We start from the raw sequence: 11510 nt of genomic DNA, 5'->3' as shown, positions 1-11510 counted from the left end.
CTTCGCAGCGACCCTCCCCACGAGGGAGAGGGTAAAATGTGCCGTCAGGAGCTTGGATTCTGTAGCCAGGCGGGAATGTCCCGCTTGGCATGCAGCACCCGCCACACATCGATATGGTCGGGCTGCCCAAGACAGAAGATCAGATATGGATAGCGCTTGAGTTGCACAGTGCGCAGACCAGGCAATCCAATTTCGTAGGCAAACCTAAGCGAGCCAGATCCCGGATGGCTCGCTATCAATCTGTAGGCGTTTTGAAGCTCCTCGACGTAGCCCAATGCCACATGCGAACCAACTTCACGCACATAGTAGTCAACAGCATCCTCGATATCCCGGAGGGTAGGTTTCGAGGAATAATCGCCTTTGTAGCCACTTAGATTATTGGCCCTGCGCCCGTTTTCGCAGCGCGGCAAAATAGTCATCATCAACGGGAGCACCTGGCGCCGATGACGCGCCATCAAGGAGGAGACCGCGCAAAAGTTGACGGTCCTGGTCGCGGCGGATTAATTCACGCACATACTCGCTGCTCGTGCCATAGCCGCGATCCGTCACTTGCTGATCGACAAAGTGCTTCAAGCTGTCGGGCAGTGAGATATTCATAGTGCTCATTCAGCCATTTTATGGGCTATGGCAAAATTGGCGATCCTATGCTCTGGCCTTGGCGGGCTCCATGCTCTGAAAGGCAGCCAGGGCCGTCTTCAACCCCTCGGGACCCATTGCCACCGTCTCCGGCGTCGGTGAGAAGCCGGCGCCCAACATCTTGCGGCCAAGCATGTGGTCGCCGGGGCGGTTGACGGATTCGATGCCGAGCAACCGGTCGCCGGCATAGTGGTAGATCGAGAACTTGTTGTCGGGCAGGTCGCCCAGCACGACATGGTTGTCGCCGCCGGCGGTCAGCCCGGCCATCTGCAGCTTCATGTCGCCAATATCGGACCAGAACCATGGCACCGCCGAATAGGCATCCGCGTGGCCGGTGATGGTGCGCGCCGCAAGGCGGGCCTGGTCGGTTGCGTTCTGCACCGATTCCAGCCGCACATCGCCGCGGGTGAACCAGTGCCGGTAGGAGGCGACGTCGCCGATGGCCAGGATTTCCGGCACCGAGCTGCGCATCTGGTGATCGACGCGGATGCCGTTGGCGATGGCAAGGCCGGCGTCCTGCGCCAGTTCGACGTTGGGCACGGCGCCGATGCCGACGATGACCATGCCCGCCGGCAGCCTTTCGCCCGACGAGGTGATCGCGGCGAGGACATGACCGTTTTCGCCTTCGAGCCTTGAAATCGACGTCCCAGTCAGGATGCGCACGCCGCCCGCTTCCAGCCGTTGGCGGACATGGGTCGCCACCACAGGGGCAACGGCGCGCCCTAGCAGCCGGTCGACCGCTTCCACCACCGTCACCGTGCGGCCGGCCGCGCGCAGCGTCGCGGCGATCTCCAGCCCGATGAAGCCGCCACCGAGGATGACCACATCTTCGCTCCGTGCGCTCAAGTCGCGGATCCGTCGGGCATCGGCCAGCGAGCGCAACGACAAGACGCCGGACAGATCAGCGCCTGGCAGCGGCAGGAGGCGCGGGCGCGATCCGGTCGCCAGGATCAGATGGTCGAAGGCAAGCACGCCGCCGCCTGATATCTCCAGGCCGCGGCCGCCGGCATCGATGCGCTCGATCCGCACGCCCGGCCGGTAGTCGATGGCGCTGCCGGTATAGAAGGCCTCACCCCTAAGTGGTTGCGGTTTGGCCTCGGCATCCTTGATGAATGTCTTCGACAGCGGTGGCTTATGGTAGGGCAGTTCGTTCTCGTCACTGATGAGGATCACCGGCCCGTCATAGCCGTCCTCGCGCAGACTGGCGGCCGCTTGCACGCCCGCATGACCCGCACCGACAATGACCACGCCGTTCTTCATCGCGTCCCAAATCCTGATTCGATCCTAGGATCTCTTGGCAGGTGGCAATTGTCTGGCGCCGCCGCAAGAGAGGGTTTGCGGGTCGCACCCGGAACGGCGGCTGTCAATCGTGCAGTTCGACAGCGAAGCCGATGCAGCCGAGATGTAAACTTGACTTCTGCAGTTTAGAATAATTCTAAACTATTGTTTCAATTGGCTTTTCCTGTAGATTTTCGTTGACATCCATCGGCGTCGAAGCTTTATGGAAGCCTGCATATTGGCGCATCCCTTTGATGTATGGGCCTTGAACCCGTTCGATTGGAGGCATTTTGGTGTCTTTCTTCCCCCAACCGCGCAATGGCGCGGCAAGTCTAGGCGCTTTTGGCAGCGGCATGGCCTCGCGCCGGCCGCCGCGCGCGCCGCTTATGGAATTTCCGAGAAACTGGAGAGTGATAATGACAGCACGATATGGCGGCAGACTGGCGGCGATTGGTGCCACGGCGCTGCTGACCGCGGCCGTGTTCGTGCTGCCTGCCAAGGCGGAAACCGACGCGAAAGCGGTCATCAGGACCTATTCCGATATCGCGCTTGCCAAATATGAGGATTCGTTGACCACGGCGCAGGCTCTCGACAAGGCGGTCGATGCGCTGCTGGCCAACCCGTCGGCGGAAACGCTCAATGCCGCCCGCGACGCCTGGAAGGCATCGCGCGTTCCCTACCAGCAGACCGAGGTCTACCGCTTCGGCAACAAGATCGTCGACGACTGGGAAGGCGAGGTGAATTCCTGGCCGCTGGACGAAGGACTGATCGACTATGTCGCCAAGAGCTACGGCACGGAATCGGACACGAATTCCCTCTATACGGCCAATGTGATCGCCAACAAGGAAATCGAGATCAACGGCAAGAAGGTCGATGCCTCGAAGCTTTCGCCGGAATTCCTCTCCGGCACGTTGCAGCAAGCCGGCGGCGTCGAGGCCAATGTCGCCACCGGCTATCACGCCATCGAATTCCTGCTCTGGGGCCAGGACCTGCACGGCACCGGCCCGGGCGCCGGCGAGCGCCCTTACACCGACTACGATCTCAAGAACTGCACTGGCGGCAATTGCGATCGCCGTGCCGAATATCTGAAGTCCGCGACCACCCTTCTGGTTTCGGACCTGCAGAAGATGGTCGACGATTGGAAGGAAGACGGGGTCGCACGCAAGAACCTCGCCGATGGCGACACGAATACGGCGATCTCGATCATCTTCACCGGCATGGGCTCGCTGTCCTACGGCGAACTGGCCGGTGAACGCATGAAACTAGGCTTGATGCTGCATGATCCCGAGGAGGAGCAAGACTGCTTCTCCGACAACACCTACAATTCGCACCTCTACGATGCGATCGGCATCCGCGCCGCCTACCTGGCCAGATACACGCGCCTCGACGGCACTGTCGTTTCGGGACCTTCGGTGCATGACATGGTCAAGGCGGCCGATCCCGCGATCGACAAGGAGCTGTCCGACAAACTCGACGTCACCGTCGCCAAGATGGAGGCGATCAAGGCGCGGGCCGAGGCCGGCGAGGCCTATGACCAGCAGATCGCCGAGGGTAACGCGGCGGGCAACGCCACCGTGCAGGCGGCGATCGACGCCCTGATCGATCAGACCAAGTCGATCGAACGTGGCGTCGCCTCGCTGAAACTCAATGCCATCGCCTTCGAAGGCTCCGACAGCCTCGACGCACCCGACAAGGTGTTCAAGTAAGCGCCGAAACCTCGAGCCCGGCCGGAAGCTGATAGTCGGCTTCGAAACGGGCTCCGGGGCCAGAACAAGCCACACGGCGCGGGAGGCGCCGTCAGCCATCCGGGCACTGTAAATGCTGATCTGCCATTGCAACATCATCACCGAGAAGGAGATAGAGCAGACGATCATCGGGCTGCTGGACCTGGACCCCTGGCAACTCATCGTGCCGGCCAAGGTCTATCACGCGATGCAAAAGCGTGGCCGCTGTTGCGGCTGTTTCCCAAATGTGGTCGAAACGATCATTCGGGTTACCGAAAATTACCACGCCCGCTCGGAGACGAGCGGCGTCGATGTCGTTTCACACCTGGATCGCGTCAGAGGCCTGCGCGTCCAATACGGGAGCAGAACCCATGAAAGGCGAAAGTCTGATCATCGAGCGGCTTAACGAGGCTCTTTTCCTGGAGCTTGGAGCCGTCAATCAATATTGGGTGCATTTCCGTCTGCTGGAGGATTGGGGGTACACGAAGCTGGCCAAGAAGGAGCGGGCGGAATCGATCGAGGAAATGCACCATGCCGACAGGCTCATCGCCCGGATCATCTTCCTCGAAGGCCATCCGAACCTGCAGTCCGTGGCGCCGCTACGCATTGGGCAGAACGTCAAGGAAGTGCTCGAATCCGACCTTGCCGGCGAATATGACGCGCGCACGGCCTACAAGCGTTCGCGCGAAATCTGCCATGAGGTGGGCGACTACGTGACGATGAAACTGTTTGAGGATCTGCTGGCGGACGAGGAAGGTCACATCGACTTCCTCGAGACGCAGCTCGACCTGCTCGCCTCGATCGGCGAGGAGAAGTACGGCCAGCTCAACGCCGACGCGGCGAACGAGGCGGAGTAAAGGCATGCGGGAATGCGGCGCCTGCTAGAATTACCGCGCCGCTTGCGGCGGGCCGACGGCTCGCCGTTTCCCCAGAAGAGACCAGCCCGACTGGCTCGTCGGCACTGCACCATTCTCGTGTTGGCGCTGACATCGTCCGCGCTTGCCGGCGAGCCGGCCGGGCTCGCCACCACGCGCAGCGACCTCAGTGCCAAGGATCAGGCGCGCGTCACCGCCGTCACCAGGCCGACCACGGATTTCTCCAGACCCGAGCCATTCGAACTGATGCAAGGTGGCGCCGGCACGTCGCGGAAGGACGTCGGCCGCGACGCCTTCTCGCAATCATCGGCCAACATCACCTTCGAGGAAGAGGGCACTTTCAAGCTCGGCAACGCCCTGTTCCGCAAGAACTGGGTGTCGTCGCCATCTTCGACGCAGGCGTCGGACGGGCTGGGTCCGCTGTTCAACGAACGCGCCTGCCAGAACTGCCATCTGAAGGACGGCCGCGGTCGCCCGCCGCAAGGCGATACCGGCACCACCTCGATGTTCCTGCGGCTGGCGCGCGACGCCACCAGCGCCGAGGAAAAGTCGGCCATTGCCAACCGCGATCTGCCCAATTTCCCCGACCCGACCTATGGAACGCAGTTGCAGGAGGTGGCCGTGCCCGGCTTGCGCGGTGAAGGCCGGATGCGCGTCGATTATCGGGAACGGCAGGTGACGCTGGCGGACGGCACGGCGCTTTCCCTGCGCAAGCCCATCTACTCCGTCACCGATCTCGCCTACGGGCCGCTCGATCCGCGCACCACGCTGTCGCCGCGCCTGACGCCCCCGATGATCGGCCTTGGACTGATCGAGCAGATCGCGCCGGCTGACATTCTTGCTCATGCCGATCCGGAAGACCTTGACGGCGACGGCATCTCCGGCAAGCCGAACATCGTGCGTGACGCGCTGAGTGGCGAACCGACGCTAGGCCGTTTCGGCTGGAAGGCACAGACCGCAACGATCCGGCAGCAGGCGGCGGACGCCTTCGCCGGCGACATCGGCATCTCGACGCCGGAAGAATCAAAGCACTGGGGCGATTGCACCACCGCACAGGCAAAATGCCTGGCCATGCCGAATGGTGTGCAGGCGCGCCTCGGTCCCGTCGAGGCGCCGCCGCCGGTGATGGATCTAGTCACCTTCTATTCGCAGAACCTGGCGGTGCCAGCGCGCCGCGATCTCGCCGCGCCTGATGTGCTCGCCGGCAAGAAGCTCTTTTACGAGATCGGCTGCGTTTCCTGCCACACGCCGAAATTCGTCACTCGTCGGGATGCGCCTGACAAGGCGCAGGCCTTTCAGCTGATCTGGCCTTATTCCGATTTCCTGCTGCACGACATGGGACCCGACCTGGCCGACGGCCAGGCGGTGGGCGATGCGACGGGAAGCGAATGGCGCACCCCACCGCTGTGGGGCATCGGCCTCACCGAAATTGTCAACGGCAATTCCTTCTTTCTGCATGATGGCCGCGCGCGCAGCCTGACCGAGGCGATCCTGTGGCATGGCGGCGAGGCGCAGAAGGCGCGCGACCGCTTTGTCGCCGCCAACGGGGCCGAGCGCGATGCGCTGGTCAAATTCCTGGAGTCACTGTGATGCTGAAGCGCTCTGCATTGGTTCTCGTTCTTCCGCTCGCTCTGCTCGGCATTTTCCCCGCCGCGGCGGCGGTGAAAGCCTCCGACATCATCCAGCGGGCGGTCGACGGCTTTGTCCGTCCGGCCTATGCCAATCTGCACCAGCATGCGGAAGCGTTGACGCAAGCGATGCACAAGCTCTGTGAAGCGCCCTCGCAGGGGCAGCTCGATGCGGTGCGGGCCGAATTCTCAGCCACGGTCTATGCCTGGTCGTCGGTCGAAATCATCGGTTTCGGGCCGATCAAGGAGAACAATCGGCTGGAGCGCATCCTCTACTGGCCGGATCGCAAGAGCATAGGCCTGAAACAGGTGCAGGCGGCGCTGGCGGACAAGGATCCGACGGCAACCGATCCGAAACAACTGGCCGGCAAGAGTGTCGCCATGCAGGGGCTCGCCGCGCTGGAGTTCGTGCTTTTCGGCGACGGCGCCGACGCGCTGGCGGGCAAGGACGATCCCTATCGCTGCGCCTATGGCGCGGCGGTTGTCGGCAATGTCGAAACCATGGCTGGTGACGTCAGCGCGGCCTGGAACAAGCCGGACGGTTTTGCCGCGCTTTGGGCCAATCCGGGACCGCAGAACGCACTCTACCGCGACGGCAACGAAGCGGTCACCGAACTGGTCGGTGTTTTCATCAACGAGCTGGAAATGGTCAGGGATGTCCGCCTGAAAGGCTTCCTTGGCGGCAAGCCGGATGCGGACAAGCCGAAACAGGCGATCTACTGGCGCTCGCAAAACACCGCCAATGCGCTGGCCGGGAATCTCGCTGGGATCGATGCGCTGTTCCAAGCCTCGAAACTTGGCGATGCCCTACCGCCCGATGCACGCTGGGTGGCGGAATCCATCCACATCCAGCTGGTCAACGGCGTCGCCACCGCGAAATCCATTCAGCGTCCGATCGACAAGACGCTCGCCGACCCGGCCCTGCGCGAAAAGCTCGAGCATTTCGCGCTGATCACCTCCAGCCTGTCGACCCTGATCGGCACCAGGCTGACCGCCGAATTCGGCCTGACCGCCGGATTTTCGTCATTGGATGGGGACTGAGCATGCGCACCCCGCTCATCGATCGCCGGGATTTCCTGAGGGCCGCAGGCATAGGCTTCGCTGCGGCGATGGGGCCGTCGGCCTGGGCAAACACACTCGCGGCGGATGCCGTCTTCGCCAGTGCTTTCGTCAAGCGTGACGGTGGTTTTGGCGTCGCCGTCCTATCAGAGTCCGGCAAGGTGCTGCATGCGATCGACCTGCCCGATCGCGGCCATGACGTCACCTTCGATCGCCTGTCGAAGCGTTCGGTGGTCTTTGCCCGCCAGCCCGGTACCTTCGCCGTGGTGTTCGACCACACCGGGCGCGATGCCCCGCAGACCATCGCCAGCATCACCGGCCGGCATTTCTTCGGCCATGGCGTCTTCTCGCCCGACGGCGCCCTGCTCTATGCCACCGAGAACGATTTCGACAATGCGGCCGGCGTCGTCGGCGTCTACGATGCACGCGCCAAATTCAGCCGCATCGGCGAATTCCCGACCTATGGCGTAGGCCCGCACGAACTCCTGCTGATGGGCGACGGCCGGACGATCGCGGTCGCCAATGGCGGCATCGAGACTCATCCCGATTATGGCCGTGCCGAGCTCAACATCGCCACCATGAAGCCGTCCTACGTGCTCATCGACCGCGTCACCGGCGACCTCATCGAAAGGCATGAATTGGCGGCTTCCCTGCACCAGCTGTCGATCCGCCACATGGATACCGACCCGTCCGGCACCATCTGGTTTGGCTGCCAGTACCGGGGGCCGGGCACGGATCGTCCGCAGCTGGTCGGCCGCGCCATGCGCGGCAAGGAGTTGCAGCTGCTCGACATGCCGCAGGACGTACTGTCCGGCTTCCGCAACTATATCGGCTCGGTCGCCGCCAACGCGACCGCCGGCACCGTCGCCGTGTCGTCGCCCGAAGGCAATTCGCTCGTCGTGATCGACGCGGCCGGCGGTCGGATCGTCTCGTCCAGCGCGCTGGTCGAGGTCTGCGGCCTGGCGCCGGATGGATCGGGCTTCATGGCCACCACCGGCGCCGGCGAGATTGTCGAGGGCAGCGGCGCGACACGGTCAGAGCCGGATTATGTCTGGGACAACCACATGCTGCGCATCGAACAGGGCTGACGGCGCGCTGGCGGAACCGAAGCCGCTTAACAAATTATGCTTGCGGTGGCGCGCCCTGGCGGGCACAGGGAAGTGTTTCTCGGAACCGGTCGTTTCATGAAAGTGCTTGCCATCGACTGTGCTGCCAGCCTCTGCGCCGCCTGCGTCTACGACGCGGCGGCCGGGCGGGAGCTTGGCCGCGCGGTGCTCGATCTCGGCAAGGGTCATGCCGAGCACCTGATGGCCGTCATCGCGGAGGCGCTGAACGCCGCCGAAACCGACTATCCCGGCCTGGGCGCCATTGCCGTTTCCGTCGGCCCCGGCTCCTTCACCGGTGTGCGTGTTGGTGTCTCCACTGCGCGTGGCCTGGCGCTGGCGCTGAAGATCCCGGCGATCGGCGTGACGACGCTCGAAGCGCTGGCCACCGAGGCGGCGGCGACATTTCGCGGCCGCGCCGTGCTGGCGGCGTTGGATGCCGGTCGCGAGGAAATCCACGCGGCACTGTACGACAAAGCGTTAGTTTTGACTTACGGTCCGGCAGTAGCCACTCTGCCTGAAGCCACTGCCTTGGCGATGGATAATTCTGCGGTGCTGGCCGGCACCGCGGCGGCACGGATTGCGGGCCTAGCCGGGCTTGGGCTCGATATCGGGCCACAGACAGCGACCGCCGATATACTCATCTACGCCCGCCTGGCTGTGGCCAAGGGCGAGGGCGAGAGGCCTAAACCGCTATATTTGCGCGGCGCGGACGCCAAGCCGCAGGCAGGGTTCATTTTATCAAGGCAACAAAATTGATGCGCATACCTTTTCTGCAGCCGCGTCGTCGGGACTATGCTCTCGAGCCGCTCAGGATCACCGACAGCCCCGCGGTTTCGTTGCTGCATCGCGAGGATTTCGTCCGGCCGTGGACCGACGGCGAGTTCGCCGCCCTGCTCGAGCACAACACCGTGTTCGGTTACGCCGCTCGCGAGACCGGGCAGGGCGCCAAGCCGCCCGTCGGTTTCGTGCTGGCCCGTCTTGCCGCCGGCGAGGGCGAGATCCTGACGGTCGCGGTGGCACGACCGCACCGCCGCCAGGGACTGGGCTGGCAGTTGATGGACGCGGTGCTGCGCGAACTGCACGCCCAGCGCGCCGAAGCGCTGTTCCTCGAGGTCGACGAGACCAACGTCGCCGCCATTGCCCTCTACCGTCGCTTGGGCTTCCGCGAAGTCGGCAAGCGCCCGGACTACTACAAGTCGCCCGATCGCGGGCCGACCGGCGCGCTTGTCATGCGCCGCGATCTTCGCTAGCCAGAGGTCGGGTAGGCGCAGGACAGCATGATCGCAAAAATCAGGATTTTCCTGGCCCTGGGCCTTGTCGTCGCCAGTTCGCTGGTCCTGGTGCCGTTGCAGATCCTGTCGATGAAGACCGGCTGGTGGCCGGAAACCGTTATTCTCAAGATCTGGCACAGGCTGATCCTCAGGGCGCTCGGCATGCGCGTCCATGTCAACGGAATGCTGTCCGACAAGCGCCCGTTGCTGGTTGCCTCCAACCACATCTCCTGGACCGACATCATGGTGCTGGGCTCCTTTGCCGATGTGAAGTTCATCGCCAGGGCCGATATGGAAGGCTGGCCGCTGATCGGCATGCTGTCGAAACTGCAGCGCACCGTCTTCATCGAGCGTGAACGCAAGCGTTCTTCCGGCGACCAGGCAAGCGAGATCGCCAATCGCATGGCCAAGGGCGATGCCATGGTGCTGTTCGCCGAGGGATCGACCGGTGACGGCAATGCCGTCCTGCCGTTCAAGAGCACGTTGTTCGGTGCGGCCTCGATGGCGCTTTCGGAGGGCGCGGCCGAGCAGGTGTTCATCCAGCCGGTGGCGATCGCCTATACGCGCCTGCACGGCGTGCCGCTCGGCCGCCGCCACCGGCCCATCTCGGCCTGGATCGGGGATGAGGACCTGATGCCGCATCTCAAGGTGCTGATGGCGGAAGGCGCGCTTGACGTCGAGGTCCATTTCGGCGAGCCGGTCGCCTTTGCCAAGGGCTCGAACCGCAAGGAAACGGCCAGGCTGATGGAAAGCCAGGTGCGCGAGATGATGCAGGCGGCACTCGCCGATCCGCGCCCGAGCCGCTAGAGCACGGGTCGTGCGCCTCCGGGCACATGCCGAGAATCGTCTGTTTTTTGTCACGGAAAGGCGCTAGAAGCCGCCGGATGGACTTGAACACGATTGAAAGCGACGACATCGGCACCGCGGCCGGACAGCCGGCGGTGCGCGCCACGGCAGCGAAAAAGGTCTTCATAAAGACCTATGGCTGCCAGATGAACGTCTATGATTCACAGCGCATGGGCGATGCGCTGGCCGCCGACGGCTACACCGCGACCGATGCCATCGACGAGGCTGACCTGGTGCTGCTCAACACCTGCCACATCAGGGAGAAGGCGGCGGAAAAGGTCTATTCCGAGCTCGGCCGCATCCGCGACATGAAGGCGGAGCGCGCCATTGCCGGCCGCGAAATGCTGATCGGCGTCGCCGGCTGCGTGGCGCAGGCCGAGGGTGCCGAGATCATCAAGCGCTCGCCGGCTGTCGACCTGGTCATCGGGCCGCAGACCTATCACCGCCTGCCCGACGTGCTGGCGCGGGTGCGCGGCGGCGAGAAGATCGTCGAGACAGACTACGCCATCGAAGACAAGTTCGACCATCTGCCACAGCCCAAGCGCGCCGAGGTCATCAAGCGCGGCGTCACCGCCTTCCTCACCGTGCAGGAAGGCTGCGACAAGTTCTGCACCTTCTGCGTCGTGCCCTATACGAGGGGCTCGGAAGTGTCGCGGCCGGTGGCGCAGATCGTCGCCGAGGCCGAACGCCTGGCCGAAGCCGGCGTGCGCGAGGTGACGCTGCTCGGCCAGAACGTCAATGCCTGGCACGGCCAGGGCGCGAACGGCGAGGAATGGGGCCTTGGCCGCCTGCTGTTCCGGCTGGCCGAAATCCCCGGACTGGCGCGGCTGCGCTACACCACGAGCCACCCGCGCGACATGGATGACGAGCTCATATCAGCCCACCGCGACCTGCCGTCGCTGATGCCTTATCTGCATCTGCCGGTGCAATCGGGGTCCGACCGCATCCTCAAGGCGATGAACCGCAGGCATACGGCCAGGGATTATCTGGCGCTGCTCGATCGCATTCGTGCCGCGCGGCCCGACATCGCCTTGTCCGGCGACTTCATCGTCGGCTTCCCCGGCGAGACGGAGGCCGATTTCGAGGC

At 63.8% G+C, this 11510-nt stretch carries 13 protein-coding genes and 1 pseudogene; 10 read left to right on the top strand and 4 right to left on the bottom strand.

The genetic code is table 11. From position 1 onward, the window contains the following. Positions 1 to 44 precede the first annotated feature (44 nt). The 4 genes and pseudogenes from C1D09_RS11325 to C1D09_RS11310 all read right to left on the bottom strand — a co-directional run bounded on the left by C1D09_RS11325 (position 45) and on the right by C1D09_RS11310 (position 2269). Positions 45 to 370: pseudogene (locus C1D09_RS11325) on the bottom strand (type II toxin-antitoxin system RelE/ParE family toxin). 5 nt (positions 371 to 375) lie between these two features. Beyond that, positions 376 to 606: a ribbon-helix-helix domain-containing protein gene (locus C1D09_RS11320; protein ID WP_143974340.1), complete on the bottom strand. Its 231-nt coding sequence runs from the start codon at positions 604 to 606 to the stop codon at positions 376 to 378. 36 nt (positions 607 to 642) lie between these two features. Next, complete coding sequence (locus tag C1D09_RS11315; protein ID WP_143974339.1) at positions 643 to 1896, bottom strand: NAD(P)/FAD-dependent oxidoreductase; 1254 nt, start codon at positions 1894 to 1896, stop codon at positions 643 to 645. A gap of 175 nt (positions 1897 to 2071) precedes the next feature. Continuing rightward, positions 2072 to 2269 carry a hypothetical protein gene (locus C1D09_RS11310; protein WP_143974338.1) on the bottom strand — a complete coding sequence of 66 codons (198 nt, stop codon included), beginning with the start codon at positions 2267 to 2269 and terminating at the stop codon, positions 2072 to 2074. Between the two features lie 61 nt (positions 2270 to 2330). Here C1D09_RS11310 and C1D09_RS11305 point away from each other — a divergent pair, with 61 nt between their 5' ends. From C1D09_RS11305 to miaB, 10 genes are all read left to right on the top strand, one after another. Next, positions 2331 to 3620: an imelysin family protein gene (locus C1D09_RS11305; protein WP_143974337.1), complete on the top strand. Its 1290-nt coding sequence runs from the start codon at positions 2331 to 2333 to the stop codon at positions 3618 to 3620. Positions 3621 to 3732: 112 nt separating this feature from the next. After that, entirely contained in the window at positions 3733 to 4044 is a 312-nt protein-coding gene (locus C1D09_RS11300; protein ID WP_143974336.1) for a (2Fe-2S)-binding protein, read from the top strand. Continuing rightward, the gene (gene bfr, locus C1D09_RS11295; RefSeq protein ID WP_010913300.1) at positions 4010 to 4495 is read left to right on the top strand and encodes a bacterioferritin; all 486 of its coding nucleotides are present in this window, start codon (positions 4010 to 4012) and stop codon (positions 4493 to 4495) included. The genes C1D09_RS11300 and bfr overlap by 35 nt, the downstream gene beginning before the upstream one ends. Before the next feature lie 12 nt (positions 4496 to 4507). After that, positions 4508 to 6103, top strand: a complete 1596-nt coding sequence (locus C1D09_RS11290) for a di-heme oxidoreductase family protein (protein WP_143974335.1) — start codon at positions 4508 to 4510, stop codon at positions 6101 to 6103. Next, entirely contained in the window at positions 6103 to 7182 is a 1080-nt protein-coding gene (locus C1D09_RS11285; protein WP_143974334.1) for an imelysin family protein, read from the top strand. The genes C1D09_RS11290 and C1D09_RS11285 overlap by 1 nt, the downstream gene beginning before the upstream one ends. 2 nt (positions 7183 to 7184) lie before the next feature. Beyond that, complete coding sequence (locus tag C1D09_RS11280; protein WP_143974333.1) at positions 7185 to 8288, top strand: DUF1513 domain-containing protein; 1104 nt, start codon at positions 7185 to 7187, stop codon at positions 8286 to 8288. A gap of 96 nt (positions 8289 to 8384) precedes the next feature. Further along, on the top strand, positions 8385 to 9062 hold the full coding sequence (gene tsaB, locus C1D09_RS11275) for a tRNA (adenosine(37)-N6)-threonylcarbamoyltransferase complex dimerization subunit type 1 TsaB (protein WP_143974332.1): 678 nt from the start codon (positions 8385 to 8387) through the stop codon (positions 9060 to 9062). Then, positions 9062 to 9556 (top strand): ribosomal protein S18-alanine N-acetyltransferase, encoded by a 495-nt coding sequence (gene rimI / locus C1D09_RS11270; protein ID WP_143974331.1) that lies wholly within the window; start codon positions 9062 to 9064, stop codon positions 9554 to 9556. The genes tsaB and rimI overlap by 1 nt, the downstream gene beginning before the upstream one ends. 27 nt (positions 9557 to 9583) lie before the next feature. Then, positions 9584 to 10384, top strand: coding sequence for a lyso-ornithine lipid O-acyltransferase (gene olsA / locus C1D09_RS11265; RefSeq protein WP_143974330.1), 801 nt, complete (start codon positions 9584 to 9586; stop codon positions 10382 to 10384). 77 nt (positions 10385 to 10461) lie between these two features. Then, on the top strand, positions 10462 to 11510 hold a 1049-nt coding region (gene miaB, locus C1D09_RS11260), incomplete at its 3' end, for a tRNA (N6-isopentenyl adenosine(37)-C2)-methylthiotransferase MiaB (RefSeq protein WP_143974329.1).

Origin of the sequence: Mesorhizobium intechi (assembly GCF_002879535.1) — a bacterium.
Taxonomy (GTDB): domain Bacteria; phylum Pseudomonadota; class Alphaproteobacteria; order Rhizobiales; family Rhizobiaceae; genus Mesorhizobium; species Mesorhizobium intechi.
Note: the sequence above shows the minus strand (reverse complement) of the source record. Positions and strands in the feature narration are given on the sequence as shown.